The sequence below is a fragment of the Amycolatopsis sp. A1MSW2902 genome (assembly GCF_017312175.1).
GTDB classification, from domain to species: domain Bacteria; phylum Actinomycetota; class Actinomycetes; order Mycobacteriales; family Pseudonocardiaceae; genus Amycolatopsis; species Amycolatopsis nivea.
Genome location: NZ_QJPO01000001.1, coordinates 6,666,901 through 6,692,733, shown reverse-complemented (window position 1 = coordinate 6,692,733; position 25,833 = coordinate 6,666,901). Strand labels below are relative to the sequence as shown.

Below are 25,833 nucleotides of genomic sequence, written 5' to 3'. Positions count from 1 at the left end.
CGCCCCGGGTGTCCGGGGCGTTCGTGTGGGTGTGGCAGGTGAGGGATTCGAACCCCCGAAGGCTGAGCCGTCTGATTTACAGGCTGACGGGAAGGCGTGCTCTGACCAGCACGTTTGTTCCGTTCGCCGCCTGCTGTGGGGCGTATGTGGGGTGGGGGCCAGGGCCGAAACCTTCTCTGGCATCAGCGCGGAGCACATGATCGCTAGCCTTGGGGCGGCTGCTTTGAGTCCGGTGCGCTCCCTTGAACTTGCAAGCCTCGGTGAGGGCCTCGACAAGCCGTCTATCTACCTGTGGCAAGCGGCGAGCCGACTGCTTGGATCGCAGGAATCTCGCCCCGGATGGCGATGAATCGGTCCAAATTTTTTGCTGCCCACAACAGGTTATGTACGGGCGGCTCTCCCCTGGCTTCGCCCATCTGTCCAGAAGTCGATCGGAAATCAATCGCTTCGATAAGGTAGCGAATTTCTTTCAGTAATGATTCATCGCTTATCCATGTCAAAGATTCCTGCTTCAAAATGAGATAGGAGTCTTTGGGCAGCCAGGCTATTCCGGATTCCCGAAGGCGTGGTCGGACGTAACTGTCGAGTGATTCCCATGCCGCATCATACATAGTCTGCACTGCGGGTCCGTACTTGCTCTCGCTAATAATTTCCTGAACTTTCGACCTAAGATCTACCACATCTTTCCTGAAGCGCTGGAGCTCTGCAACCAGCTCGCGATCGAGTGTTTCTCCGGGGAAAACAAAGGGAAGAAGGGTATGGGTCCGAGACTCGCAGAACCTCAGGAGTGCGGACACCTCCTTTAATGCGTCAGAGGAGCCGCTGTAAGTCAGCAGTATAGCGTCCGTTAACTGATCTATATTATCGTCGAGTACGGTTAGCGTGGTTCTTAACTGTCTGCGTTCTTCTTGGATTGTGATTATCTTTTGGATTATGCCAACCGCAATTGGTATGCCAGCGCATGCGCTAGTTGCTGCTGTGACCACATTTGTGACAAATGGTTTGTTCGACCAGTATCCGATGCTGTCCAGCCATGCTCCTGCAAGGAAAAGGGCGACGAACATGCAAGGGAGGATGCCATATAACACCACTTTCCATGATGCAGGGAATCTTGCCGCCGGATTTGAAGGTATTCGCGGGCGGGCCTTTCTCGGGTCTTCGCTCATGGTCGAAATTCCTTTCTGCGCCTAGTCCGTTCAGGTGCCCGGTAGACCTGCTCGGACTAGTTCTGCTCGGAGTTCCGTCATGGTCTCGATTACTTTATCTGCGCCTGCGGCTGCAAAGGAATCTGCCTTGCCCGGCTTATTTGCGAGGCCTACCACTGGTGCTCCGACGGCACGTGCGGCCTCAATGTCTGATAAAGAGTCGCCGATGAAGAGTGCTTCTCCGGCAGTGCAATTAGACTCTGTTAGGGCGGTGTTAAGAGGGTGCGGGCTCGGCTTCATCAGATCGGGGCGTGCGTAAGCGCGCCCGATTACAGGCTTGACCTTTCCGAGAATTCCTGCGCCACCGAGGTAATTTTCGATCGCCTGAGAAGAGTTGTTGCTCAGGATCCCCGCCCGCCTGCCAGACGTTAGAGTCGCGGAAATCGACTCAAGGCCGTCAGGGGTCGCAACGGACTCGTCCGTCGCCCTGAGTTCTGCCATTATCAGGTCATCCTCGACGGCTTTCACCGCGTCGAGGCCGTATTTCGCAGCTTCTTGCAGGATGGCGAGCGGGTCGTCCGTCTCCACCTTCGACGGTAGGTGACGTTCTAGCCAGCGGGCGACCTCGGGCGCTGGCACTCCGGCGAATACGTCGCACACTGGCCCGTCGAAGTCGAACAACACGAGTCGTGCGCGCTCGATAAGCTCGCGCAGGCTGACATCTGCCACTACAGCTCCACGTCCTTCGCAACCGAGTCCCATACGCTGTTGAACCAGCGTTGTGCCTGCTCCACGTACTGGGTGTCCACCGCGTCGGGGTCGTCGGACTTGGCGTAGTGGAACAGCACGGCGTCTTTGCCCATCGGGTCGAAGATCTCTACCGGCTGTCCCGTGATGGCCACCGAGTGCTGGAGTACCGGATAGAACCCGAAGAACGCCTCTGCCTGGTTAAGCAGGAACATCTTGAACAGCGGCGCAGCGTGGTAGACGCGAACCTGCGCCGTGGCCGTCTGGACAAGCCCGAGCGCGGCCAGCTCCTGGACGGTGTCGACCACGGCCTGGGTGGACCGCTGAACGATGCGCTCCGCCCGCTTCCGCACGTCCGGCGAGTCGACCCCGTCCGGCGCCAATGCCGGCAGTCCCAGCGGTTTGGACAGATCTGGCAGCAGGATGCGAACCCGCAGGCTATCGGGCTGGAGGCGGCCTGAGCGCACCTTGTCGAGTGGCTCGCTGATCACCCCGTGCAGGGTCTCGCCGGAGAACCCGGCGAAGTCGATAGCGACGTCGCCGCCGTTGTCGAAAATGGCTTCTACGTGCGGTCGGAGGCCAACGGACCGCTCCGTGCGTTGCCGCACATACGAGCCCTTGCCCTGTCGGGAGAGCACCAGGCCCTCATCGCGCAGGATGCCGACCGCCTTCTGGGCGGTCATCGGGGCAACTCCGTACTTGGTGGCCAGGTCGGCATACGAGGGCAGCTTGTCCCCCGGCGCGTAGGTCCCGGTCAGGATCGCAGCCCTCAGAAACGCGGCTACCTGCTGAAACGGCGGGCGTGGGTCTTCGAGGTCGATCTCGTCCATGCCGGAGAGCATAGCCTCAACCCTGCTAGCCCAACTAGGTGAATCAGATCTCCACGCTAGGTCTGCTAGCAATGTGAAGTTGACTTAGCTAGTAGAGCTATGTGAGTCTCTGGTGGTCGCCAACGACACCAACCGAGAGGGACCCACGATGAGGACCGCACGAGCCATCACCCGCGAAGCTCAGGCCGTCGTTGACGGGCTGGGAGAGGGTGTTTCCGCATTTCAGAGCTACTGCCCGGATGGTCTGACCGAGTCCGCGATCGACGCGCTGATCGCGTCGGTTGACGCGGAGCTGGCCGCTACAGAAGAGGCCGCGGCCGTCCGGGTGCAGCACTCGTTCACCGACGCCCGCCGGGCGCACCGGATCCGCCGCCGGGTCGAGGGCGCGACGTTGCGGGCGGTGCCGGGCCGGATTGAGGCCGCCGCCGGTGAGCCGATGGGGGAGGCCGCGTGATGGCCGATCCGCACCCGATGACCAGCCAGTTCGGCCCCGACGCGGCGGCTCACTCCGCCAAGAACGCGCCTGCCGCGCCGGGTCTCGCCAACCAGTCTTCTGACCGTTCGGAGAGGAACACCATGGTAGGGACCGCACCCGCGTTCGTGACGGACGCGTACAAGGCCATCGCCGATCTGATGGCCGCTCGCCCGATCTCGGCGAGCAACTACCGTTCGGGCCGCGAGTTCGACGCGGCGCAGGTGACGTGGCTGTTCGCGATGGCCGACGCCCTGGACGACGCGGACCTGTGCGAGGACGCGGACGTCACCCGGGAGATCGCGCTCGGCGTGGTCCGCGACGCGGTGTCCCAGGTTGCCGGGGTGGTCGCGTGATCACCCGCAACCGGATGCGCCTGCCGATCCTCGCGCCGCAGGCCGTTGTCTGCCCGAAGGACGCCCCGCCCCGCGACGCGGGCGCGATGTCCACGCTGATCACCTACGACGCCCGGGACCCGTTCGCAGTGACGCTGACCTTGACCACGGCCGGGGTCGAGTGGGTGATGGCGCGGGAGCTGCTGGCCGACGGCGTGAACGCCGCGACGGGTGAGGGCGAGGTGTTCGTCTGCCCGGACGTCCACGGCGAGGCCACGGTGTGGGTGACCCTGCACGGCGAGACCAGCACGCTGATTCTCGGGTTCCGCCGCGCGGAGATCGAGTACGCGCTGGACGGGATGGAGCGGATCGTGCCCGAGGGCACCGAGTCCGACCGCATCGACTGGTCCCGCGAACTGGCCTTGCTGGCGTGGGGCGGTGAAGCCGCATGACCGGCCGCCCCCTCTCGCCCCGCGCTATCGAGCGCCTGGCGATTCAGCGCTGGACCGCAGCCAACGGCCGCACCTGGGCCAAGGCCAGCAAGCGCGAACGCGCGAACTGGCTGGCCAAAACCGAGCCCGTCATCCGCGAGGAACACGGCATCGCCGCGGACGCGGAATGGCGGGCCGGGGACTGGCACGCACCCGACCAAACCGACCTGTTCGACCTGATCTCCCGGGAGGTGGCCTGATGTCTGCGCAAACCCTGATGGTCCTGGGCGGCCTCGCCCTGCTGGGCGTGTTCAGCGTGTGGCGCGCCGGGCGCAAGTCCGCGGCCAAGAGCATGAAGGGCGTCCGCGAGGTCACCCGCATGACCGGCAACACCATCCGTCTGATCCTGGCCACGCTCGTCATCGCCGGAGTCCAGTGGCTGGTGGTCGTGAAGATCGGCAACACCACCGCTACCTGGATCGCGCTCATCGTCCCCGCGCTGCTGGCCGCGGCGACCATCGTCCGGCTGATGGCCATCACCGAAATCGTGCACACCACCCGGGGCGGTGGTCGGCGATGACCAGCACGGAACTGGCTGCGCAGGACGCGCGGCACGTGCCCCTCACGGACGCGGACAAGCTCGCGCAGGACGCCGCGACCGCGGCGCAGGTGCGGCGGCTGGCGAACCACCCGGACGTGGTTGCGCTGCGGGTGGAGAAGGTCCGCACGCAGGTGGACGCGGTGATCTGGCTGGGGATCTTCCTGGGCCTGGCGTTCACGATGGTCAACGTTCAGCAGTTCGCCGCCGCCGGTGCGCCGGTGTGGTCGCTGGGCTGGTTCGCGGGATGGCTGCTGGACCCGATGGTGTCCCTCGTGCTGGTGGCGGTGTTGCGGGCGGAGCAGATCACCGCCCGCTACCAGGTGTCGACCGGGGTGTGGGCGCACCGGACGAAGTGGTTCGCGTTCCTGGCCACCTATGTCATGAACACCTGGGAGTCCTGGACCCGGTTCGACGTCGCCGGGGTGGCGCTGCACTCGGTGCCGCCGGTGCTGGTGTTCCTCGCTGCGGAGACCGCTCCGGTGCTGCGCGACAAGCTCACCGAAGCCGTCCTGGCCGCCGCCGGTCACGCCCATGCCGGCATCGGGACTCCGGACGTCGACCAGCCCGCCCCCGCCGAGCTGACGACCCCGGCCGAACTCCCCGCCGACGACGAGTTCGCTGCGGCCAAGCCGGTCCGGGAGCCGCGGAAGCCGGTGCGGAAGACGAGCAAGGCCAAGGCCAAGCCTGCGGGCCGGAAGCTGCTGGCCGACTACGTGGCCGACGCCCGCGCCGCGTGGACGCCCGGAACCGAGATCACCCCGGCCTGGGTCCGCAGCGTCACCGACTGCGCCCGCGGCACCTCGTCCAACGTCGCCGCCGCCCTCGCCGCCGAACTCGCCGACACCGACACCGACACCGATACGGCTCCGGCCGACCCGGAGCCCGCCGACCTGAGGGAGGCCGCCTGATGTCCACGACCGTCGACTGCACCCCGTTCCCGAACCGCGACCGCGAACACCAGGGAGACCAGCCCGTGAACACCCCCGCCGAACCGTCCGTGAACACCCCGGCCGACACCGCCGTGAACGCGGCCGTGAACGCCGACCCGGCGGCCACCGAGGTCGCCTACACCCGGTCCGGGAACGTCGTCCCGATCCGCCCGGACACCGCCCGCGGCCCGGAGGAAATCCCGGAGCAGGACCGCGCCGACGCGGGGGAGCGGGACGCCCGCTCTGGTGACGTCATCGACGCCGCCGACCCAGACGAGCCCGCCGACAACGCCCCTGCCGTGCCGGTCGACCCGCCTGCGGTGACGCGGTCGTGGTGGGAGACCGCCGCCGACGCCACCGCACAGCCGCTGGTGGCCAAGTGGCTGACCTCCGCCGAAGAGTTCAAGTCCCGGGCGCGGTTCCTCGTCCGCTACGCCGCCCACACCACGGCGTTCCACGCGCTGCGGGTGCCGCTCTACGTGCCGACCGCGTTCCTGCGCTCGTTCGGCGCGGTCGGGCGTCTGCTGGGCCGGTTGCACCACTGGGTGTTCGACGGCGAGTCCAAGCCGGTGCGGATGAACGCCCGCGACCGCAACGACTCGGACGTGTACATGAAGCTGCGCGAGGCCCGCAACGAAGCCGTGCGCCGCCGGATGGCCCCGGTCATGGTCGGGCTGGTGGTCCTGCTGGCCGTGGTCTACCTGGCCATCACCTACGTTGCTCCGTTCTGGAACTGGACCGTCCTGGTGTCGGCAATGACGCTGGTGGGCTGGTGGGGCGCTCCGGCGGACAAGCCGGTCGCCGGGCGCGCGGTGGACATGGAGAAGACCCCGAAGCTCACCTCGTCCACGGTGGAGGACGCGTTGCGCTCGCTCGGGATCGGCGCGCTCAACCAGGCATACAGCAAGGGCAAGCGGATCGCGTTCCCGAACCCGATCTCCCGCGACGGCGACGGCTGGCGCGCCGATGTCGACTTGCCGCTGGGCGTGACGGCGGGCGACATCATCGCGAAGCGTTCCGAGCTGTCCTCCGCGCTGCGCCGCCAGATCGGGTGCGTGTGGCCGGAAGGGGACGCGAAGGTCCACGAAGGACGGTTGGTGCTGTGGGTGGGCGACACCGACATGTCCAAGGCCAAGCAGAAGCCGTGGCCGCTGGGCAAGCCGGGCGCGACGGTGGACCTGTTCAAGCCGCAGCCGTTCGGCACCGACCAGCGCGGCCGCTGGGCGGACGTGACGCTGATGTTCGTGTCCATGATCATCGGGGCGGTGCCGCGGATGGGCAAGACGGTGTCGCTGCGGGAGCTGCTGCTCATCGCTGCGCTCGACCCGCGCGCGGTGCTCTACGCCTACGACCTCAAGGGCACCGGCGACCTGGCTGCGGTCGCGCCGTGCTCGCACGGCTACGGCGTCGGCGACGACCCGGAGGACATCGAACGCATGGTGGTCGAGATGCGGGAGCTGCGGGAGGAGCTGCGCCGCCGCACCAAGGTGATCCGCGGCCTGCCGGAGTCGGTTTGCCCGGACAACAAGGTCACCCCGGAACTGGCTGCCCGCAAGGATTTGCGGCTCGCGCCGATCGTGGTCGGGGTGGACGAGTGCCAGGTGTGGTTCGAGCACGAGAAGCACGGCGCGGAGTTCGAGGAGATCTGCACCGACCTGGTTAAGCGCGGCCCGGCGCTGGGGATCGTCCTGATCCTGGCCACTCAGCGGCCGGACGCGAAGTCGTTGCCCACCAGCATTTCCGCCAACGCCATCCTGCGCTACTGCCTGAAAGTCCAGGGACAGACCGAAAACGACATGGTCCTCGGCACCAGCCAGTACAAGAACGGCGTGCGGGCAACGATGTTCGCCCGCACCGACCGCGGCATCGGCTACCTCGCCGGTGAAGGCGACGACGCCAAGATCGTGCGGTCGGTGTACAAGGACGCCACCGACGCCAAGAAAATCGCCGCCGGAGCCCGGCTGCGCCGCGAGGCCATCGGCAACATCACCGGCTACGCCGCCGGGGAAGAGGTCGACGTCGAGGCCGCCCGCCTGGACACCCTCGCCGACGCCATCGCCGTGTTCGAGCGCGGCGAGGACAAGCTGTGGTCCGACGTCATCGTGGGCCGCCTGGCCGATCTCCGGCCGAACCAGTACGGCGGCTGGACCGCGCAGAACCTCGCCACCGCGCTCAAACCGCACGGCGTCAAACCGAAGCAGGTGTGGGCCACCGACCCCGAGACGGGCAAGGGAGCCAACCGCAACGGCTACACCCGCGAGGCGCTGACCGACGCCAAGAACAACGGAAAGTAACCGGGAGAGGGGGCTAGGGGCGGTGCGCGTCCTAGATCGGACCGCCCCTAGACCTAGACCCCGCCCCTAGACACCCGCAGCCATCATGACCAGGACTCTAGCGACCTAGACCACCCCCGCGCCGACCAGCGGAAACACCCGCAAAACCCGGCTAGCCGCCGACGCCGACCGGCCCTAGCCCTGGGCGAACGCGCCCAAAAACAGGCACGCAGAGTCACAACCCTGGGAGCACGCTTTGACCACGCACGCCACCCGCAGCCCGGTCCACGGACCGGCCCGCCCGCCGGTCACCATCCCGTTCGCCGACTACCGCGCCCTCGTCGCCGACGCCTCCGCCTGGCGGCTCCTGACCACCAGCCCGCACGTCGCGGAACTCCTCGCCGAATGGGTCGAGTGGGACCGCCGCCGCACCGCCCGCCAAACCTCCAACGCGGTCTGCGCCGCCGGGAACTGGCGCGCCAACGCGGCGACGCCGACCTACGCCGAACTCGCCCGCCGCCGCGCGACGTTCGCCCGGCCCGCCCTGACGCCGCAGCAGATCCGCGCCACCGCCGCCGCGTCCTGGGCGCGGGTCGAGGCCCGCAACGCCCATGCCGGCATTCGCGCCGCCTGACCGAGAGGACCACCCATGACCGCCACTGACGGCGCAGCTTTGCTCGACTCGCTGCGCACCGCCTTGACCCGCTACGTGTCCTTGCCCAGCACCGAAACCGCCGACGCCATCACGCTGTGGATCGCGGCCACCCACGCGCAACCGGCGTGGGCGCACGCCCCGCGGCTGGTGATCCGCGCCCCGGAGAAGCGCTGCGGGAAGTCCCGGTTGCTCGACATCGTCGAGGCCACCTGCCACAACCCGTTCATCACGGTCAACAGCTCCCCGGCCGCGGTCTACCGGTCCGTCACCAACGACCCGCCCACGCTCCTGGTGGACGAGGCGGACACGATCTTCGGCCCCAAGGCGGACGGGAACGAGGACTTGCGCGGGCTGCTCAACGCCGGGCACCAGCGCAACCGCCCGGCCAAGCGCTACGACGCCACCAACAACCGCGTGGAGTCCATCCCCACCTTCGCCATGGCCGCCCTCGCCGGGATCGGCGCGATGCCCGACACCATCGAGGACCGCGCCGTGATCGCCCGGATGCGCCGCCGCGCGCCCGGGGAAACCGTTGCGCCCTACCGGCACCGCCGCGACCGGCCCGCGCTGCGCACCCTCGCCGACCAGCTCGCCGAGTGGCTGCGCTCCGACCTGCCCGCCCTGGAAGCCGCCGAACCGGAGATGCCCGTGGAAGACCGCGCCGCCGACACCTGGGAACCCCTCGTCATCGTCGCCGACCACGCCGGGGCCGACTGGCCCGACCGCGCCCGCCGCGCCGTCCTCGCCCTCACCGCCGCCGACTCCGAGACCGACGACAGCTCCGAACGCGTGCGGCTCCTGGCCGACTGCCACGCCGCGTTCGGTGACACGCGAGTCCTGACCACGGGGCAGCTCCTGGCGCGGCTCAATGCCGACCCGGAAGCCCCGTGGTGCGGGTACGGGCCGACCGGGCTCACGCCCGCCAAACTCGCCAAGCTGTTGCGCGAGTACGGCATCCGCTCCGGCAACATCCGCCCCGACGACGGCCCGCAAGCCAAGGGCTACACCCGCGCCGACTTCACCGACTCCTGGGCGCGCTACTGCCCCGGCCTCGCCGACGACCCAGCCGCGGCGGCGGGGGAGCGGGACGGCTGTGACGCGTCACCCGGAGTTGTTCCCCTCCGCCGCGCCCGGTCCGCCTGACCAACCCCCAGCGGGGGTAGGCGTCCCTGCCGTCCCAAGCGTCCCCGCGCAGCTCACGCCCGGGACGGCACCGATCGCCGGGACGGCACCACCCGTCCCGCCCGGCCTTGCTGGGACGGCTCAAGCCGTCCCACGAAAGCAGCCGTCCCATGCCTGACCTGCGACGGGACGGCTGGGACGGCTGGGACGCCTACCCCTCCCACATCAGCGACCAACCCGACCAGACCTGAGGGAGAGCCCATGCGCATCGCCGACGCCAGCCGCACGACCCGAAGGGCTCACCACTAATGGCTACGCCACGCCACCAGCTCACCATTGTCGAAGTCTGCGACGAACTCAGCATTTCCCGCCGGACCTTCTACGAATGGCGCGCCAAGAAGCGCGCGCCTCGCTGCATCAAGCTCCCGAACGGAGAGATCCGCATCCGCCGCATGGACCTGGACAACTGGCTCGACACCTGCGAGGAGGCCGCCTGATGCCGACTAGTCATGACGTCCGAATCTGGGCCATCGAGCCGATCGCGCGCAAGCGGGGGACCACCTACCGAGTGCGCTGGGTTGTTGCTGGCGAACGATTTGGGGAGACGTTCGGCACGTTCGCCCTGGCTGACAGCCATCGCTCGAAGCTGGTGACGGCGTCGCGCGAGGGCGAGGCATTCGACGTTGAGACAGGTTTGCCAGTGTCGATGCGCCGTGACGAAGTCGAGGTGAAGCCGTGGTTCGAGTTCGCGTGCGAGTACGCAGACATGAAGTGGGATGACTCGTCGCCGAAGTACCGCAAGTCGCTGGCGGAATCCCTGATGACGATTACCGTGCCGATGCTGCGCAGCACGTACTCCGGTGAACCGGTGGTGCTGCGAACGGCGCTGAAAATTGCCTTCAACAAAAACGCGCGGGACCGAGACCAAACTCCCGAGGTGAAGCACGCTCTCAGCTTTGCTGCCAAGGCGAGCAGGAACGTAGGGGACCTTGCCGACCCTGCGGTGCTTCGCGCCGTTCTCCGGGCGCTGGAACTCAAGCTCGACGGACAACGGGCCGCGACCAACACTGTCCGAATTCGACGGACGACTCTCGTCAACACGATCACGTATGCGGTGGTCGAAAGGAAACTCCTGCAGTCGAACCCGTTGGGAGCCGTCACCACAAAGAAGCGGAAGTTTGTGCTTCACGAGGTCGACCCGCGCTCAGTGGTCAACCCGATTCAGGCCCGGACGCTGCTCAATGCCGTTGAGGAGACAGGAAAACCCGGCCCTCCGCTAGTCGCGTTCTTCGCGCTGATGTACTACGCGGCCTTGCGTCCTGAGGAAGCCCTGAACTTGAAGAAACCGGATCTGGACTTGCCTGAGTCCGGGTGGGGAGACCTGAACCTAGGGAGCGCACGGCCGGAGGTTGACGAATCGTGGACCGACAGCGGGCAGGCGTCCGAGGAAGGACCGTTGAAGCACCGGACGGAAGAGGAAGGACGGAAGGTGCCGTGCTCGCCAGAACTGACGGCCATCCTGCATGACCACCTGTCCCGGTTCGGCACCGCGCCGGACGGTCGACTCTTCCGCGGTGCCCGGGACGGCGGGCGAGTCGGGAGCACGGTCTACGGCCGGGTCTGGGCTGCAGCACGAGCCCGCGCCTTCACTGCTGAGGTGGCCGCAGGGCCGCTCGCCAAGCGTCCGTATGACCTCCGCCACGCCGCCGTGTCCACCTGGCTCAACGGGGGAGTGGAACCGACGCGCGTCGCGAAGTGGGCGGGGCACAGCTTGTCGGTGCTGCTGCGGGTCTACGCGAAGTGCCTAGACGGCGGTGAGCAGACCGCGCGGGACCGCGTCGCGAAGGCGCTCGGAGGCCTCTGAGCCCCGAAGTTCGTGGGGACGAATAGGGGGCGGTTGTGGGGCGCATGTGGGGCGAACAGCCGGAAACGGCTGCACATGCCTGCACACAACCGCACTACACAAAACCACCCCCGTGACCGGTTCGTGCTGGTCACGGGGGTGGTTTGGCTGGTGTGGCAGGTGAGGGATTCGAACCCCCGAAGGCTGAGCCGTCTGATTTACAGTCAGATCCCTTTGGCCGCTTGGGTAACCTGCCATGGCCGGGCGAACCGGCCGGGAAGAAGGATACCCAACGGTCCGGACGGCCGGTCAACCGGGATCCCCCGGCGCTACGCTGGGGGTCCCTGACGAGCTGAGACAAGGTGTGAGGACACGTGGCGGATCCCTCTTTCGACGTGGTGAGCAAGGTCGACCGCCAGGAGGTGGACAACGCGCTCAACCAGGCCAGCAAGGAACTGGGCACGCGGTTCGACTTCCGCGGCACCGGAACCGGCATCAGCTGGTCCGGCGAGGAAGCCATCGCGATCGAGTCGGAGACCGAAGAGCGCGCCCTCGCGGCGGTGGAGGTCTTCAAGGAGAAGCTGATCAAGCGGAACATCTCGCTGAAGGCCTTCGAGGCAGGCGAGCCCGCGATCTCCGGCAAGATTTACAAGATCAGCGGCAAGATCCTGCAGGGCATCGCGTCGGACAAGGCGAAGCAGATCGCGAAGTTCATCCGCGACGAGGGCCCGAAGGGCGTCCAGGCCCAGATCCAGGGCGACCAGCTGCGGGTGTCGGGCAAGAAGAAGGACCAGCTGCAGGAGGTGATCTCGTTGCTGAAGGGCAAGGACTTCGAGATCGCGCTGCAGTTCACCAACTACCGGTGATTTTGTCGGTTGACCTGCGGGTATCCGTCAGCGGGTGCCCGTGGGTACAACCTCGGTACAACTGAGCGCGGAGTCCACGAGGGTCCGTGTCTGGTCCACGGCGTCTGGCCAGTTGCCGACGTAGGTGTTGAGCGTCACTGTGGGCGTGGTGTGGCCCATGGCGAGTTGAACGGTCTTGACGTTCGTCCCACCGCAGCCTCGACCGCCGGACGTTAGATGTACGACCAGTCGGCCCGGTGGATCGGCCGTCGCCCCGGATGAACGCGAGGTTGGCCGGGCCGCCGAATCGGCTGGCGGGGTCGATCTCTTCCAGCAATGCCTGGAAAGACTCCAGGTGGCCGCGCAGGGAGTTCGCGACCAGCGTCGGCAGTTCGTTGACCCGGCGGCTGGTCCCTGGTCTTCGGGAGTGTCCGACCGGGCATCACGCTGGTCTGATGGCGGACCTCGACCTCCATCGTGTCGAAGTCGATCGCCTCGCGTTCCATGCCGAAGATCTCGCCGCCACGCCAGTCGCATCCGGCCGCCAGGTAGACGATCGGCCGGTATCGCTCGTGGAGCGCGTGGCCCTCTTCGGGACGCGCGATGTAGTACTGGGCGTCCTCGATCTCCGCAGACGGATGCCGACACGCGGGGACGTAGGCGGACGGGCAGGTCTCAGAGATGCCGCAGGGCTACCAGCTCAATTTGAAACAAGTCCATCACAAAGAGGAGAAAACGGCCATTTCTTTGATCTTTCATTAACCAAATCGCAGTCGGGCAAGTATGCGAACTTGGGGATATCATGCGACGTTGCGAAATTAAATTCCCACGCAGTCCACGCAGTCTTTCGGTAACTTTCACTTACCACGGCAACAAATGCCGAGGCATTTAGCAGGTGGCTATAGACCGACTCAAGCCGGCCAACCCCTGACGTCATCCAGTCAAGATCATCCACGTAGACATCGGAGTACCTGGTGAGGTAGTCACGCAGTTGAGCCAGTCGCCCCAATGTATTATCTGCGCGCGAGTAACTCACGAAGATGCTCATTCGGAACTCGTGCCTGTAATTCCAAGCAAGCCCAGCGAGTAGGCTGCCAATGCTACGCCCACCACAAAGGTCAGTAGCAAGTAGTAGATCATCGAGGAGTTGAATGCCGCGCGAAACCAGCCCACCGAAGCTACCTCTTGAATGTGATCGTAGTCGTCGGCGCAGCGTGCGGCACGTCGAATCCAAATCTCCTTCATTAGAACTCGAAGGCGTCGTTGGTAGTAGAAACTAAACGCATCGGCAACCCAAAAGGCTATGATGATCATAAATCCGGCCGTGAAGACGGCTGGATTTAGCTTCTTATCGCTAAAAGTAGCTACCAGCACCCCTGCGGGAACGAGAACAGTGGCACATAGCTTCTTCAATTCGAAGCATGAGTCGGTAGCCTTCAGGCTAGCTGCGTGAAGCTGTTCCAACTGCTCCTTATCGAGAGCATCTGACGATGGCTTGTCAGAAATTTCCTGCTGCGTGTGCGGTGAAACAATCTGTTGACGTGAAATATTCCGCAGCTCGCGCGCTACCCAGGCGGATAGTCCGACTGCTGCGATCATGGTTACTGCGCGTCTACCTGATCGAGCCACATCGACCAGTCTGCCTCATCACCGCGCCAGCTTCTACGGCTTCGCTGTCCGGTGCAAATCGGGTACAGGCCGCGTCCGCCAGCGATGACCAATGACCACTACCAACGGGCACAAACCCACAGTTCGGAGTCCGACGTCGCAGCATCACACCCAGATCGGACGTGGTTCACCGACTGCCAGTGAGCGGTGGTGCTGCGGACCCTCCCGGTGTCCCGCAGCACCTCACCAGGCGGTAAAGGTCCAATCCGCCTCGAACGTCTCCACCGCCACATACGTGGGTCCTTCGAGCGGGAACTCCTCGGTGGTCTGGCCGATGTGGTTCACCGCCAGATGCGGGTAGCCGTCGGCCAGCACCCAGACTCCGTTCGAGCCCTTCGAACCCGTGAAGAACTTCCCCATGACCATGCCGGGGGGCACCGCGAGGACCGCGTCCCCGTGGCCGTTGTACGGCTTGCCCGGTTCGACAGGCGGCACTCCGCGGTAATCGGTGATCGTCGCGGTCCAGGCGCCCTTCGCCTCGACCGTCAGCGTGTGCACCGATTTGCCGCCGGGGGAGACGTTGAACCAGGACGTCCCGTGGTAGGCGTCGCCGTCGTTGACCAGCAGGCTTTCGGTGCCGTCGGTCGTCACCGCGATGTGGCCGGTGCACTTCGGACAGTCGAAGGTGAGGAATCCCGCGACCCCGGACGGCCAGGTCAGCGGCACGGTCGCGTTGTTCTTGCCCTGGTGGGTCTCCGTCGGGTTCTCGGCGAGGCGCGGCTTCTCCGGGCGCGGCGGCGGAGGCAGAACCGGCGCGGGGGAGTCGCTGGGTTCGTCTTCCATCGGGTACACGATCGCCCCGATGCCGCTCGGCTGCAGTGAGCACGACGCGGTGAGCGCTACCGCCGCGCAGACGGCGGCCAGACGCACTGCAGTGCGGCGCATGATTCCCCCTCGCTTGCCCCGACGGGGCCTCCGGATGATCTTTCGTCACGCTCCGCCCAGTCGTTACGAAACGGGCGCCCTGAACAGCCCAGTGATCTCCTCGAAGGGGTGGACTCACGCGGGTGACCAGGCGAAATCGATGGTGGCGACGCGACCACGTGGTGTAATCGCCCGGCTGGTCGTGAGAGGAGTTTCTGGATGCGCCGTTGGACTCCCGTGCTTGCTTTCCTCACCTCGCTGGCGGTCCTCGTGACCGCGATCGCGCCGGTCGCGGAAGCCGCCGACCGGAAGCTGCTCGTCCCCGGCTTCGGCTCGTACCCGCGGCTGATCCGGCTGGAGCACTCGCCGTTCGGGCGCGGGAACATCATCGCGTCGCTGACCAGCGAGGACGGCAACGGCCGGTTCGCGCCGATCCTCGAGAGCACCGACGAGGGCGCGAGCTTCCACCAGATCGGCGAGATCCGCGACCCCGACGCCAGGTCCGGCCAATGCTGCGGAACCCTCTACGAACTGCCGCAGCGGGTCGGTCGCCTGCGGGCGGGCACGCTGCTGTGGGCGGCGACCTACCGGCAGGACGCGGGACCGCAGCGCCGGATGGGGATCAAGGTGTGGGCCAGCCGCGACGGCGGGCACAACTGGCGGTACCTGTCCGAGGCCGCGCTGTCGCACAACCACGACGGCGTCTGGGAACCGGAGTTCACTGTGGACGCCGGCGGCACGCTCTGGCTGCACTACGCCGACGAGACGCAGGCCCCGAAGTACGGCCAGGTGCTCAACCGCGTCGCCTCGACCGACGGGATCAACTGGGGCACCAAGCAGCTCACCATGGCCATCGGACCGTCCCGGGTGCGTCCGGGCATGCCGATCATCCGCAGGCTGCCCGACGGCCGGTACTGGTTCGGCTACGAGATCTGCAACTACCGCGACCGCTACTGCGATCCGTATTACAAAATCTCCGCGGACGGCGCGAACTGGGGCGATCCGGCCGATCCCGGCACCAGGGTGAACACCGCGAGCGGCAACTACTTCCAGCACGCCCAGACCACCACGCTGTTCCCCGGCGGCCCCAACGGCGTGCGGCTGGTGATGGTCGGCCAGATCTACACGACCGCCGACGGAGCCCCGGTGGCCGGAAACGGGCAGACCCTGCTGGCCAACGACAACTTCGGCGCCGGCAACTGGTATGAACTGTCCGCGCCGGTCCACATCAGCGGCATCTACAACAACTACTGCCCCAACTATTCGTCCACCGTGCTGCCGGTCGACGGCGGGAAGAACGTGCTGGAGATCGCCACCGAGTACGCGCACGGCTGCCAGGCGTTCTTCGGGAAAGGCCCGGCTTTCTGAGTTGTGCGAAGCCCCGGACGGCCTCCATGCTCACTCGGTACGGTGAACACCACCACCGCATTGAGGAGGGGCTGTGAAGGGCATCGTGCTCGCCGGGGGCAGCGGAACCCGTCTGCATCCGATCACGCAGGCCGTGTCGAAGCAGCTGCTGCCGGTCTACGACAAACCGATGATCTACTACCCGATCTCAGTGCTCATGCTGGCCGGGATCCGGGAGATCCTGATCATCTCGACCCCGGCCGACCTGCCGAACTTCCGCCGCCTGCTCGGCGACGGCAGCCAGTTCGGGCTCTCCTTCTCGTTCGCGGAACAGCCGAGCCCGAACGGTCTCGCCGAGGCGTTCGTGATCGGCGCGGACTTCGTCGGCGACGATTCCGTCGCGCTGGTGCTCGGCGACAACATCTTCTATGGCCAAGGCTTCTCCACGACGCTGCGCACCGCCGCGACCGACCTCGACGGCTGCGTCCTGTTCGGCTACCAGGTGAAGGACCCCGAGCGCTACGGCGTCGGCGAGGTCGACGAGAACGGCACCCTGCTGTCCATTGAGGAAAAGCCCGAGAAGCCGCGGTCGAACAACGCGATCACCGGGCTGTACTTCTACGACAACGAGGTCGTCGACATCTCCCGCAACCTGAAGCCCTCCGCGCGCGGCGAGCTGGAGATCACCGACGTCAACCTCTCCTACCTGCGTCGCGACCGCGCGAAACTGATCGAGCTGAGCCGCGGTTTCGCCTGGCTCGACACCGGCACGCACGATTCGCTGCTGGAAGCCGGACAGTTCGTGCAGGTGCTGGAACACCGGACCGGGGTGCGGATCGCGTGCCTGGAAGAGGTCGCGCTGAAGATGGGCTTCATCAGCGCGGACGAATGCCACGCGCTGGGCACCAAACTGGCGAAGTCCGGATATGGCGAGTACGTGATGAACGTGGCCTTGCTCGCGGGGGCGCAGGGCTGACCCGGAGGGGAATTTGTGAGTTACGACCTGGGGGTATGGGCTGGGGACGCCGAGGATCCGCAAGCCCGCTACGCCAGCCTTTGCGACAGCTCTGGCTCGGCTGCTCCGGAGCTGGACGGGTTCTACCGCGACCTGACCGCGAAATACCCGGAACTGCACGAGGCCGAGGACCCCGAAGAATCCCCGTGGAACGCGGCGATCGAGCTCTCCGGCGATGGCGCGGTACTGGCGATCCAACACTCGCGCGCGGTTGCGGTGACGCGTGTTGTCCTTGACCTGGCACGAAAACACGGCTTGACAGTGTTCAATCCGCAGACCGGCGAGGTGCACCGGCCGAGCGTGCTGGACCTGACCATGTGCGACGGTTCCCGCGTGGAAAACCCTGACGCAGCAGGGATCAAGACGGCGCTGGGCCGGTTGTCGGCGAAGAATTGGTACGCCGTCTTGGAACGCGGCGACCATTATGTCCAAATAGGACAGGGCAAGTTCGCGGCGGCTCCGCGGGGGAAGTTCGCGCTGGAGCGCCGGGACGGGACGCCGGAGCGGCATTACCGCACGGAGGTCGGAAGCCTGGCGGAGGTGGTGACGGCGTTCACCGGTTTTGCCGCGCAGGACTCGTCTTGGGTGGAAGGCTTCGAATGGGAGAAGGTCGACTTCTCCTGACGTGCCGTGAAGGGCTCCTCGAGGGACTCAGATTCCTTCAAGGAGCCCTTCACGGACTTACGGTCAAGCCGCCTGCCGAACCTCCGAAGATGCTGGTGTCAAAGCCAACTCCAGCACCTCCCGCACGTTTGCCACCGCGTGCACCTCCAGCTGCGACAGCACCTCCGCGGGCACGTCATCCAGATCCGGCTCGTTCCGCTGCGGGATGATCACCGTCTTCATCCCCGCCCGGTGCGCGGCCAGCAGTTTCTGCTTGACCCCGCCGATCGGCAGCACCCGTCCGGTCAGCGACACCTCGCCGGTCATCGCCACATCGGCCCGGACCACCCGGCCGGACAGCAGCGACGCCAGCGCGGTCGTCATCGTGATGCCCGCCGAAGGACCGTCCTTCGGCACTGCGCCTGCCGGGACGTGTACGTGGATTCCCCGCTCTCGCAGGTCTCCCACCGGCAGTTCCAGCTCCGCACCGTGCGAACGCAGGTACGACAGCGCGATCTGCACCGACTCCTTCATCACGTCACCCAGCTGCCCGGTCAGCTGCAGGCCCGACGCCCCGCTCTCCGGATCGGCCAGCGACGCTTCGATGTACAGCACGTCCCCGCCCGCGCCGGTGACAGCCAAACCCGTTGCCACGCCTGGCAAAGACGTCCGCTGGGTCGCCGTCGGCAGCGACGATTCCGGTACGTGCCGCGGGCGGCCGAGGTAGGTCTCCAGGTCCGCCGCCGCAATCGACAGTGGCAGCGATACCGAACCCAAAGCCACCTTCGTCGCGATCTTCCGCAGCACCTTCGCGATCGTCCGGTTCGCGTCGCGCACTCCGGCTTCGCGGGTGTACTCCGCGGCGATCCGGCTGAACGCGTCGTCGGTCAGGACCACGTCACCGGACGCCAGACCGGCTCGCTCGAGTTCGCGGGGGAGCAGGTGATCCCGCGCGATGGTGACTTTCTCGTGCTCGGTGTAACCGTCCAGCGTCACCAGTTCCATCCGGTCCAGCAGCGGGCCGGGGATGGTCTCCAGCGCGTTGGCCGTCGCCAGGAAGACCACATCGGACAGATCCAGCTCGACCTCGAGGTAGTGGTCGCGGAACGTGTGGTTCTGTTCCGGGTCCAGCACTTCGAGCAGCGCGGCCGTCGGGTCGCCGCGGTAATCGGCGCCGACCTTGTCGATCTCGTCGAGCAGCACGACCGGGTTCATCGAGCCGGCTTCCTTGATGGCCCGCACGATCCGGCCCGGCAGCGCACCGACGTACGTGCGCCGGTGGCCGCGGATCTCGGCCTCGTCCCGGATGCCGCCCAAAGCGACGCGCACGAACTTGCGCCCCATCGCCTTCGCGACCGATTCGCCCAGCGACGTCTTGCCGACCCCGGGAGGACCGGCGAGCGCGAGCACAGCGCCGGAACGCCGTCCGCCGACCGGGCCGAGGCCCGATTCCGCGCGACGCTTGCGCACGGCCAAGTACTCGATGATCCGTTCCTTGACGTCGTCCAGGCCCGCGTGGTCCGCGTCGAGCACGGCGCGCGCGGCGGCGATGTCGTAGACGTCTTCCGTCCGCTCGTTCCACGGCAGCTCCAGCACCGTGTCGAGCCAGGTCCGGATCCAGCCGCCCTCGGGCGACTGCTCGGACGTCCGCTCCAGCTTGTCGACCTCGGCCAGCGCGGCCTTGCGCACCTCGTCCGGCAGGTCGGCGGCTTCCACCCGGGCGCGGTAGTCGTCGTCGGCCGCGGTGCCGTCGAGTTCGCCCAGTTCCTTGCGGATCGCTTCGAGCTGGCGGCGCAGCAGGAATTCCTTCTGCTGCTTCTCCATCCCGTCCGCGACGTCCTTGCGGATGGTCTCGGTGACCTCCAGCTCGGCCAGGTACTCCCGGCTCCACTCGAGGGCCTTCTCCAGCCGGGCGCTGACGTCGAGCGCGCTCAGCAGCTCCAGCTTCTGGTCGGTGGACAGGTACGGCGCGTTGCCTGCCAGGTCGGCGATCGCGGACGGATCCTCGACCTGCTGGACGGCGTCGATCATCTGCCAGCCGCCGCGTTGCTGCAGCACCGAGATGACCACGGCCTTGTACTCCGCGGCGAGCTGCGCCGTGCGGTCGTCGGAAGTCTCGTCCGCGGAGTCGGCGTGCACCCAGCGGGCCGCGCCGGGGCCGTCGGCGATCCGGCCGACGGAAGCGCGCGAGGTGCCGCGGAGCAGCACGGCGGTCTTGCCGCCGGGAACGCGGCCGATCCGTTCGACGGTCGCGACGGTGCCCAGTTCGGCGTACTCGCCGTGCACGCGCGGGACGATCAGGACTTCGGCCTTGCTCGCCGCGCCCGAGCGGATCCCGGGGAACGACGCGGTCGCGGGGGTCTTGGCTTGAGCGGACTCCACTGCGGCCCGGGTCTCTGCGTCGCCGAGGTCGAGCGGGACCACCATGCCCGGCAGCACGACGTCGTCATCGAGCGGGAGGACGGGCAGGAGGCGGGGGTCGGACATGTGCACTCCTCGAATAAGTTGAGTCTGCAGTGCTCAACTCTCCGAAGGGCGGGTTTGTTTCCCAGGGAGTGTTCGCTGGGAGAGAAGTCAGGGCTTGACCGCGACGGCACCCCAGGCGAACGGCCGGACCTCCGCGGCGAACTCCGACACCGGCTCGTCCGGCCGCCAGTCCGGCAGCGCGCTCATCCCCGGCTCCAGCAGCGGCCAGCCGCCGAAGAACGGCAGGATCTCCTCGTCCGAGCGCAGGTACGCCGGGTTCGACGTGTCCCGGTACGCGTCGACGAACGCGCGGACCTCGGCGGCCCGTTCCGGCGGCGCGTCGTCCCGGCAGGTGCCGTGCGTGACGGCCAGCCACGACCCGGGCGCGAGCTGGTCGCGGTAGGCGGCGACCAGCTCTTCCGGCCGGTCGCCCGGGCCGAGGAAGTGCAGCACGGTGATCATCAGCAGGCACACCGGCTGCGACCAGTCGATCAGCTCCTCGGTGATCTCGTCGGCGAAGATCGCTTCCGGATCGCGGATGTCGCGTTCGACGATCCCGGCCCAGTCGGTCGCGTCCTCGCCTTCGAGGATCACCCGCGAATGTGCCGCCGCGACCGGTTCGTAGTCGACGTACACGACCCTCGCCGGCAGCCGATCGCGGACGATCTCGTGCACGTTGCCCGCCGTCGGCACGCCCGAGCCGAGGTCAACGAACTGCCGGATCCCCGCGTCGAGCGCGGCTCGCACGACCCGGTTCATGAACGCCCGGTTCTCCCGCGACATCGGCCGGATCAGCGGCCACACCTTCTCGACGCGGCGGCCGAATTCCCGGTCCACCGCCCAGTTCTGGGTGCCGCCGAGGTACCAGTCGTAGATCCGGGCGGCGGACGGTTTGTCGACGTCCACGCCCCGCGGTGCGTCCGGCGCGGTCATGGCTTGCGCGCCACCGCGCACCAGGCGAACGGACGGGCCTCCGCCTCGACCGCGTTCAGCTCGCGCTCCGGCCGCCAGTCCGGCAGATGCGTGATCCCCGGCTCCAGCAGCGGCCAGCCGCCGAAGAACGGCTCGATCTCTTCGCGGTCGCGCAGCCACATCGGGTTGCTCGTCTTGCGGTACTGCTCCACGAACCAGCGCAGCCCCTCCAGCGCGGGACCGCTGCCGTCGCCCTCGCTCATCTGCGAGATCGCCAGCCAGCTGCCGGACACGAGCTTGTCCCGGTAGGCGCGCACGACGGCGTCCGGATCGTCGTCCGGGCCGACGAAGTGCAGCACCGCCATCAGCATCACGCACACCGGCTTGTCGAAGTCGATCAGCTCGCGGGTGCGCGGGTGGTTCAGCACCGCCCGGGGATCGCGCATGTCCGCCTGCACGATGCCGGCCCAGTCGGTGGCCGCCTCGTCCTCGAGGATCAGCGTCGCGTGCGCCACGGCCACCGGCTCGTAGTCGACGTAGACCACGGTGGCCTCGTCGTCGTCGCCCAGCGCGGCCTCGACCACCTCGTGCACGTTGCCCGCGGTCGGCACGCCGGAGCCGAGGTCGAGGAACTGCCGGATGCCCGCGTCCAGCGCGGCGCGCACCACGCGGTTCATGAACTCGCGGTTCTGCTTCGCGCCGGGCCGGGCGAGCGACCACATCTTCTCGACCTTGCGGCCGAATTCCCGGTCCACCGCCCAGTTCTGCTTGCCGCCCAGGTACCAGTCGTAGACCCGCGCGGCCGAAGGTTTCTCGACATCGACGCCTTCCGGCGCTTTCGGTGCAGCGTCGGGCTTTTCGGTCACTGGGACTCCCCTCGAACAGGCCGTACCGCGCCAGACTAGCGAGAACGCACGGCGGGCCGGCGTTGCCAGCCGGTCCACAGCGGCCGGTAGCCCTGCGCGTACCAGAACGGCGTCGATCGCGGGTTCGCCACGGCGTGGTGCAGCAGCACGACATCCGCGCCCGCCTCGTCGAAGACCTGGTGCGCGTGCGCGGCCAGCGCGGTGCCGACACCGGACGACCGAGCGGCCTCGGAAACCGCCAGCGACGACAGGTAACCCACGCGGGAAGCGGCCACCCGGTGCCGGATCCAGCCGGTCTCGTCGGGCATCTGCAGCACGACCATGCCGAGCGGCTGGCCGTACAGCTCCGCGATCCAGACCTGCGGCTCCGGCCGTTCGAGGTGGTGCAGCAGTTCCTTGGCGATCAGCTCCTCGACGCCGGGACGGAGCGTGATCCGGCCGAACTGCGCGTCGTACCGCTGCAGTTCGAGCTGCAGCGCGACCGCGGTGGAGAGGTCGTCCGGGGTCGCGTGCCGGATGCAGACGCCCGGCGTCGCGTCGGGTCCGGCGGCCATCCGCTGCGCCGGACGCACCGCGAGCACGCCGACCGGGGCGAAGCCGTGCCGGAGGAGTTCGGTGGCCCCGGCGGTGTCGCGGCTGGGCCGGGAGAGCACCGCGGCGCACTCCGTATCCCCCACTCGGGCGAGGGACCGCAGGTGTTCATCCCATCGAGTGAGCAACGCGTCGAGTCCGGCGGCCGGATCGGGACCGGCGAGCTGGACCTCCAGCCGGTGCTCGACGAGCGCCCGCCACATCGACCGCGGGCTGTCCGGGCCGAGCCCGGTGCAGGTGGTCAGACCGGCCGCGGTGGTGTCGCCGACCTCGGCGGAAAGCAGGACGGAATCCCCTCCGACCTCGAAGGGGAGTGGCGCGGGAAGCAGCGCGTCCACCGTGGCGATGCGCGCCGCATGCCCGGTGGCTGTCACGTCGTTGTGCATGCCGCCATTGTCCGCCGACCGGGCCGGAAAAGACCCCCAGAACACTCCCCGGCCCGGGGGTTCCGGGGCGAACCGGGAGTTTCACTCCTTGGTCCACGCAGGTCAGAGAAGAACGCCCATTGTTAACCCTGGGGTGATCTCCTACTGTCTCGAAAGGGACGCCGGTACGCCCTACGGGGTAAGGTGGCGCCCTCGCCCACACCTGACGTCACGGACGAGCGCGACCGGGCAGCCGGGAAGGAAGGTCGGATGCCGGACAGCAACGCCCATCCCGGTACCGCGCCGGAGGCGATGGGCTCGGGAGGTGCTGGCTCCGCACCGGCCGAAGGCCGCACGGACGAGAGCCGCTTCCGCGTTTACACCTTCTTCGTGCTGGGTCTCGGCCTGCTCGCGGCCTTCGCCGTCGGTGCCTGGCTGCCGTTCCACGGCTCGGCGAAGCTCTGGTGGATCGGCCCGGTGCTCGCGGTCGCGTTCCTGCTCGCCGAACAGCTCGGCATCAACGTCGACGTCCGCAGCGGCATCTCGTGGACCATCTCGTTCACCGAGATTCCGCTGGTAATCGGTTTCTTCGTCGCCCCGTTCGAAGTGGTGCTCGCCGCGCATCTCGTGGCGGGCATCGGCACGCTGCTGGCCCGCAAGGTCGCCGGCCGCGTCCTCTACAACGCGGGCGCGTTCCTGCTCGAAATCACCGGCGCGTTCGCCGTCGCCGGGCTCGTGCACCTGGCCATGGGCGGCGGGCCGACCATGCCGTGGGTCGCCGCGCTCGCCGGAACGCTCACCGCGCCGCTGGTCAGCACGCTGCTCGCGCTGGCCGCCGTGCGCGTACTGCGCCGCCGGATGCGCGTGAGCACCGCGATCCGGCTGACCGGCCGCATCCTCGTGGTCGGCTTCGTCAACGCCTCGGTCGGCCTCACCGGCTACCTCGTCATCGCGAGCACCCCGCAGGCCTGGCCGCTGGTGCTGGCGGTGTTCCTCGGCCTGACCGCGCTGTACTGGGCGTACTCCGATCTGCTTCGCGAACAGCGGGACATGGAAGCGTTGTCCGACGTCAGCCTGATGGTCGCGCGGTCCGGACAGCAGGCCGCCGCCCGTCCGGCGAGCCGCGGCGAGGAACTGGTGGGCGGCGTCGACGTGCGCGAATGGGCCACGATCGCCGAGCGGATCAAGGACCAGCTGGCCGCCGGACGCGTCGTGCTCCGGCTGCGGCTCGAGCCCGAAGACCCGATGCGCGTCGTGGTCGCGGGCAACGAACTCCCGGCCTCGGACCCGGCCAGCGACGACCCGCTGCTGCGCCTGCCCGGCGCGCACGTGCGGCACTTCCGGATCACCGAGGCCAACCCGGACGTCCGCGCGGCGCTGCTGGAACGCAGTGCGCAGGAAGCGCTCGTGGTGCCGCTGCGCAGCGCGAACCGGCTGCTCGGCGTCGTCGAAGCGCACGACCGGCTCTCGCGCTGGCGCGGTTTCGGCAAGTACGACGTCCAGTTGCTCGGCACGATGGCCAGCCACCTCGCGACGTCGCTCGACAACCGGCGGCTGCTCGCCACGCTCCGCCACGACGCCTACCACGACCCGCTCACCGGGCACCTGAACCGGCCCGGATTCCAGCAGGTCTCGCGGGATCCGCTGCGCGAATCGGCGGAGGTCGTGGTGCTGCGGATCGACCTCGACGTGTTCTCCACGGTCAGCGACGCGCTCGGCTACTCGTGGGCGGACCGGATGGTCGTCGCCGCGGGCACCCGCATCCGCGGCGCACTCGGCCCGGACGTCCCGCTCGCCCGGCTCGAAGGCGCGTCCTTCGCCGCGCTGCTCGTGGACTGCACGATCGAAGACGCACACCGCGCCGCGGAACGGCTTCGCGTGCAGCTGTCCGAGCCGTACCCGGTGGACCGGCTGTCGGTCGAGGCCAACGCGATGATCGGCTACGCCAGCTCCGTGGACGACGCCGGCGAGGTTGACGTCGACGGCTTGCTGCAGCGTGCCGACGTCGCCGTCCGCGCCACTCGCGGCGGCGAGGAAGTACGCGGCTACGTGCCGAGCATGGGACAGATCTTCCTGCGCCGGTTCCAGATGGTCACGCAGTTCCGGCAGTCGCTCGAAGACGGCCACGTCTCCGTGCACTACCAGCCGAAGGTGACGCTGCCGAACCGGCAGGTGCAAGGCGTCGAGGCGCTCGTGCGCTGGGTGCACCCGGAGTTCGGCAGGCTCGGCCCGGACGAGTTCGTGCCCGCGATCGAGGCGGCTGGCCTGATCGGGGTGCTGACGTCGTTCGTGCTGGAGCAATCGCTGAAGCGCGTGCGCAAGTGGCTCGACGAGGGCCTGCGGATCTCCGCGGCGGTGAACCTGTCGGTGCGGAACCTGTCCGACGACGACTTCCCGGCGAAGGTCCAGCGCGAACTGGAACGCTTCGACGTGCCGCCGGAGCTGCTGACGTTCGAACTGACCGAGTCCGGCGTGATGTCCGACCCGCAGAAGGCGCTGCCGATCCTGCGCGAGCTGCATTCGCTGGGCATCGTGCTGGCGGTGGACGACTTCGGCACCGGCTACTCGTCGCTCGCGTACCTGCGCCAGCTGCCGGTCGACCAGGTCAAGATCGACAAGAGCTTCGTGCTCGGCATGGGCACGGATCTCGGCGACCTCGCAGTGGTGCGGTCCATTGTCGAACTCGGGCACTCGCTGGGTCTGACGGTCGTGGCGGAAGGCGTCGAGGAGGACGTGGCGCGCGATCAGCTCGAGGCGATGGGATGTGACGTCGCCCAGGGTTATCTGATCTCGCGGCCGCTGCCGGAGGACCGCCTCGAGGCGTGGCTGCAGGCCCGCACGGCACGCTCGCCGGGACGGCACTCGGAGACCGTGCTGACCCTGCTGACCTGAGGTTTTGCGGTTAACC

26 protein-coding genes and 1 tRNA gene are annotated in these 25,833 nt (G+C 67.6%); 16 read left to right on the top strand and 11 right to left on the bottom strand.

The features are described 5' to 3' along the window. Window positions 1–281: 281 nt before the first annotated feature. Genes DMP23_RS30940 through DMP23_RS30930 form a run of 3 tightly spaced genes read right to left on the bottom strand, consistent with a single transcriptional unit; the run spans window position 282 to window position 2,722 of the window. Window positions 282–1,166, bottom strand: coding sequence for a hypothetical protein (locus tag DMP23_RS30940; protein WP_337823258.1), 885 nt, complete (start codon window positions 1,164–1,166; stop codon window positions 282–284). A gap of 30 nt (window positions 1,167–1,196) precedes the next feature. Beyond that, window positions 1,197–1,874 (bottom strand): HAD family hydrolase, encoded by a 678-nt coding sequence (locus DMP23_RS30935; RefSeq protein WP_337823257.1) that lies wholly within the window; start codon window positions 1,872–1,874, stop codon window positions 1,197–1,199. Continuing rightward, window positions 1,874–2,722 (bottom strand): GntR family transcriptional regulator, encoded by an 849-nt coding sequence (locus DMP23_RS30930; protein ID WP_337823256.1) that lies wholly within the window; start codon window positions 2,720–2,722, stop codon window positions 1,874–1,876. The genes DMP23_RS30935 and DMP23_RS30930 overlap by 1 nt, the downstream gene beginning before the upstream one ends. A 148-nt stretch (window positions 2,723–2,870) precedes the next feature. Between DMP23_RS30930 and DMP23_RS30925 the strand changes: the two genes are divergently transcribed. The 11 genes from DMP23_RS30925 (at window position 2,871) to DMP23_RS30875 (ending at window position 11,404) form a co-directional block, all read left to right on the top strand. Continuing rightward, window positions 2,871–3,176 (top strand): hypothetical protein, encoded by a 306-nt coding sequence (locus tag DMP23_RS30925; protein WP_337823255.1) that lies wholly within the window; start codon window positions 2,871–2,873, stop codon window positions 3,174–3,176. Beyond that, the gene (locus DMP23_RS30920) at window positions 3,176–3,550 is read left to right on the top strand and encodes a hypothetical protein (RefSeq protein ID WP_337823254.1); all 375 of its coding nucleotides are present in this window, start codon (window positions 3,176–3,178) and stop codon (window positions 3,548–3,550) included. Before DMP23_RS30925 ends, DMP23_RS30920 begins: the two co-directional genes overlap by 1 nt. Beyond that, window positions 3,547–3,981, top strand: coding sequence for an SsgA family sporulation/cell division regulator (locus DMP23_RS30915; protein ID WP_337823253.1), 435 nt, complete (start codon window positions 3,547–3,549; stop codon window positions 3,979–3,981). The genes DMP23_RS30920 and DMP23_RS30915 overlap by 4 nt, the downstream gene beginning before the upstream one ends. After that, the gene (locus tag DMP23_RS30910) at window positions 3,978–4,220 is read left to right on the top strand and encodes a hypothetical protein (RefSeq protein ID WP_337823252.1); all 243 of its coding nucleotides are present in this window, start codon (window positions 3,978–3,980) and stop codon (window positions 4,218–4,220) included. The genes DMP23_RS30915 and DMP23_RS30910 overlap by 4 nt, the downstream gene beginning before the upstream one ends. Further along, window positions 4,220–4,540: a hypothetical protein gene (locus DMP23_RS30905; RefSeq protein WP_337823251.1), complete on the top strand. Its 321-nt coding sequence runs from the start codon at window positions 4,220–4,222 to the stop codon at window positions 4,538–4,540. Before DMP23_RS30910 ends, DMP23_RS30905 begins: the two co-directional genes overlap by 1 nt. After that, window positions 4,537–5,469, top strand: a complete 933-nt coding sequence (locus DMP23_RS30900; RefSeq protein WP_337823250.1) for a hypothetical protein — start codon at window positions 4,537–4,539, stop codon at window positions 5,467–5,469. Before DMP23_RS30905 ends, DMP23_RS30900 begins: the two co-directional genes overlap by 4 nt. Further along, window positions 5,469–7,784: a cell division protein FtsK gene (locus DMP23_RS30895; protein WP_337823249.1), complete on the top strand. Its 2,316-nt coding sequence runs from the start codon at window positions 5,469–5,471 to the stop codon at window positions 7,782–7,784. Before DMP23_RS30900 ends, DMP23_RS30895 begins: the two co-directional genes overlap by 1 nt. Window positions 7,785–8,019: 235 nt before the next feature. Next, window positions 8,020–8,397, top strand: coding sequence for a hypothetical protein (locus tag DMP23_RS30890; protein ID WP_337823248.1), 378 nt, complete (start codon window positions 8,020–8,022; stop codon window positions 8,395–8,397). A gap of 15 nt (window positions 8,398–8,412) precedes the next feature. Next, window positions 8,413–9,561, top strand: a complete 1,149-nt coding sequence (locus DMP23_RS30885; RefSeq protein ID WP_337823247.1) for a DUF3631 domain-containing protein — start codon at window positions 8,413–8,415, stop codon at window positions 9,559–9,561. A gap of 287 nt (window positions 9,562–9,848) precedes the next feature. Beyond that, window positions 9,849–10,037 carry a helix-turn-helix transcriptional regulator gene (locus DMP23_RS30880; protein WP_337823246.1) on the top strand — a complete coding sequence of 63 codons (189 nt, stop codon included), beginning with the start codon at window positions 9,849–9,851 and terminating at the stop codon, window positions 10,035–10,037. A 71-nt stretch (window positions 10,038–10,108) separates the two neighbouring features. Continuing rightward, window positions 10,109–11,404 carry a tyrosine-type recombinase/integrase gene (locus DMP23_RS30875; protein WP_337823245.1) on the top strand — a complete coding sequence of 432 codons (1,296 nt, stop codon included), beginning with the start codon at window positions 10,109–10,111 and terminating at the stop codon, window positions 11,402–11,404. Between the two features lie 153 nt (window positions 11,405–11,557). Here DMP23_RS30875 and DMP23_RS30870 read toward each other — a convergent pair. Continuing rightward, window positions 11,558–11,639, bottom strand: a tRNA-Tyr gene (locus DMP23_RS30870). Window positions 11,640–11,757: 118 nt separating this feature from the next. Here DMP23_RS30870 and DMP23_RS30865 point away from each other — a divergent pair. Then, on the top strand, window positions 11,758–12,249 hold the full coding sequence (locus DMP23_RS30865) for a YajQ family cyclic di-GMP-binding protein (protein WP_009072171.1): 492 nt from the start codon (window positions 11,758–11,760) through the stop codon (window positions 12,247–12,249). 679 nt (window positions 12,250–12,928) lie between these two features. On the opposite strand, the gene DMP23_RS48105 is transcribed toward DMP23_RS30865, so the two are convergent. The 3 genes from DMP23_RS48105 to DMP23_RS30855 form a co-directional block, all read right to left on the bottom strand. Further along, window positions 12,929–13,276: a toll/interleukin-1 receptor domain-containing protein gene (locus tag DMP23_RS48105; RefSeq protein ID WP_443111301.1), complete on the bottom strand. Its 348-nt coding sequence runs from the start codon at window positions 13,274–13,276 to the stop codon at window positions 12,929–12,931. After that, entirely contained in the window at window positions 13,273–13,827 is a 555-nt protein-coding gene (locus DMP23_RS30860) for a hypothetical protein (RefSeq protein WP_337823244.1), read from the bottom strand. The genes DMP23_RS48105 and DMP23_RS30860 overlap by 4 nt, the downstream gene beginning before the upstream one ends. A 252-nt stretch (window positions 13,828–14,079) precedes the next feature. Further along, window positions 14,080–14,781 (bottom strand): hypothetical protein, encoded by a 702-nt coding sequence (locus tag DMP23_RS30855; protein WP_337823243.1) that lies wholly within the window; start codon window positions 14,779–14,781, stop codon window positions 14,080–14,082. A 198-nt stretch (window positions 14,782–14,979) separates the two neighbouring features. On the opposite strand from DMP23_RS30855, the gene DMP23_RS30850 reads away from it, so the two are divergent. The 3 genes from DMP23_RS30850 to DMP23_RS30840 all read left to right on the top strand — a co-directional run bounded on the left by DMP23_RS30850 (window position 14,980) and on the right by DMP23_RS30840 (window position 17,746). Beyond that, a complete protein-coding gene (locus tag DMP23_RS30850; RefSeq protein ID WP_337823242.1) occupies window positions 14,980–16,128 on the top strand; it encodes an exo-alpha-sialidase in 1,149 nt (382 codons plus the stop codon). Between the two features lie 73 nt (window positions 16,129–16,201). Further along, the gene (rfbA, locus tag DMP23_RS30845) at window positions 16,202–17,083 is read left to right on the top strand and encodes a glucose-1-phosphate thymidylyltransferase RfbA (RefSeq protein WP_037816316.1); all 882 of its coding nucleotides are present in this window, start codon (window positions 16,202–16,204) and stop codon (window positions 17,081–17,083) included. Window positions 17,084–17,098: 15 nt separating this feature from the next. Next, a complete protein-coding gene (locus tag DMP23_RS30840) occupies window positions 17,099–17,746 on the top strand; it encodes a hypothetical protein (RefSeq protein WP_337823241.1) in 648 nt (215 codons plus the stop codon). Window positions 17,747–17,809: 63 nt separating this feature from the next. On the opposite strand, the gene lon is transcribed toward DMP23_RS30840, so the two are convergent. The 4 genes from lon to DMP23_RS30820 form a co-directional block, all read right to left on the bottom strand. Next, a complete protein-coding gene (gene lon, locus DMP23_RS30835) occupies window positions 17,810–20,212 on the bottom strand; it encodes an endopeptidase La (RefSeq protein WP_337823240.1) in 2,403 nt (800 codons plus the stop codon). Between the two features lie 87 nt (window positions 20,213–20,299). Then, a complete protein-coding gene (locus DMP23_RS30830; protein WP_238603396.1) occupies window positions 20,300–21,124 on the bottom strand; it encodes an SAM-dependent methyltransferase in 825 nt (274 codons plus the stop codon). Then, a complete protein-coding gene (locus tag DMP23_RS30825; RefSeq protein WP_037816312.1) occupies window positions 21,121–21,969 on the bottom strand; it encodes an SAM-dependent methyltransferase in 849 nt (282 codons plus the stop codon). Before DMP23_RS30825 ends, DMP23_RS30830 begins: the two co-directional genes overlap by 4 nt. A gap of 35 nt (window positions 21,970–22,004) precedes the next feature. After that, on the bottom strand, window positions 22,005–22,946 hold the full coding sequence (locus DMP23_RS30820) for a GNAT family N-acetyltransferase (protein ID WP_037816311.1): 942 nt from the start codon (window positions 22,944–22,946) through the stop codon (window positions 22,005–22,007). A gap of 249 nt (window positions 22,947–23,195) precedes the next feature. Here DMP23_RS30820 and DMP23_RS30815 point away from each other — a divergent pair, with 249 nt between their 5' ends. Then, complete coding sequence (locus DMP23_RS30815) at window positions 23,196–25,817, top strand: putative bifunctional diguanylate cyclase/phosphodiesterase (RefSeq protein WP_037816310.1); 2,622 nt, start codon at window positions 23,196–23,198, stop codon at window positions 25,815–25,817. The last annotated feature ends 16 nt before the right edge of the window (window positions 25,818–25,833 follow it).

Bases quoted from the DNA above. Each gene is read 5' to 3' on its own strand.
- DMP23_RS30895 (WP_337823249.1), top strand. From the start codon at position 5,469: ATGTCCACGACCGTCGACTGCACCCCGTTCCCGAACCGCGACCGCGAA.
- DMP23_RS30880 (WP_337823246.1), top strand. From the start codon at position 9,849: ATGGCTACGCCACGCCACCAGCTCACCATTGTCGAAGTCTGCGACGAA.
- lon (WP_337823240.1), bottom strand. From the start codon at position 20,212: ATGTCCGACCCCCGCCTCCTGCCCGTCCTCCCGCTCGATGACGACGTC.
- DMP23_RS30815 (WP_037816310.1), top strand. From the start codon at position 23,196: ATGCCGGACAGCAACGCCCATCCCGGTACCGCGCCGGAGGCGATGGGC.
- DMP23_RS30925 (WP_337823255.1), top strand. From the start codon at position 2,871: ATGAGGACCGCACGAGCCATCACCCGCGAAGCTCAGGCCGTCGTTGAC.
- DMP23_RS30905 (WP_337823251.1), top strand. From the start codon at position 4,220: ATGTCTGCGCAAACCCTGATGGTCCTGGGCGGCCTCGCCCTGCTGGGC.
- DMP23_RS30885 (WP_337823247.1), top strand. From the start codon at position 8,413: ATGACCGCCACTGACGGCGCAGCTTTGCTCGACTCGCTGCGCACCGCC.
- DMP23_RS30860 (WP_337823244.1), bottom strand. From the start codon at position 13,827: ATGATCGCAGCAGTCGGACTATCCGCCTGGGTAGCGCGCGAGCTGCGG.
- DMP23_RS30855 (WP_337823243.1), bottom strand. From the start codon at position 14,781: ATGCGCCGCACTGCAGTGCGTCTGGCCGCCGTCTGCGCGGCGGTAGCG.
- DMP23_RS30830 (WP_238603396.1), bottom strand. From the start codon at position 21,124: ATGACCGCGCCGGACGCACCGCGGGGCGTGGACGTCGACAAACCGTCC.
- DMP23_RS30820 (WP_037816311.1), bottom strand. From the start codon at position 22,946: ATGCACAACGACGTGACAGCCACCGGGCATGCGGCGCGCATCGCCACG.
- DMP23_RS30910 (WP_337823252.1), top strand. From the start codon at position 3,978: ATGACCGGCCGCCCCCTCTCGCCCCGCGCTATCGAGCGCCTGGCGATT.
- DMP23_RS30850 (WP_337823242.1), top strand. From the start codon at position 14,980: ATGCGCCGTTGGACTCCCGTGCTTGCTTTCCTCACCTCGCTGGCGGTC.
- DMP23_RS30930 (WP_337823256.1), bottom strand. From the start codon at position 2,722: ATGGACGAGATCGACCTCGAAGACCCACGCCCGCCGTTTCAGCAGGTA.
- DMP23_RS30920 (WP_337823254.1), top strand. From the start codon at position 3,176: ATGGCCGATCCGCACCCGATGACCAGCCAGTTCGGCCCCGACGCGGCG.
- DMP23_RS48105 (WP_443111301.1), bottom strand. From the start codon at position 13,276: ATGAGCATCTTCGTGAGTTACTCGCGCGCAGATAATACATTGGGGCGA.
- DMP23_RS30940 (WP_337823258.1), bottom strand. From the start codon at position 1,166: ATGAGCGAAGACCCGAGAAAGGCCCGCCCGCGAATACCTTCAAATCCG.
- DMP23_RS30900 (WP_337823250.1), top strand. From the start codon at position 4,537: ATGACCAGCACGGAACTGGCTGCGCAGGACGCGCGGCACGTGCCCCTC.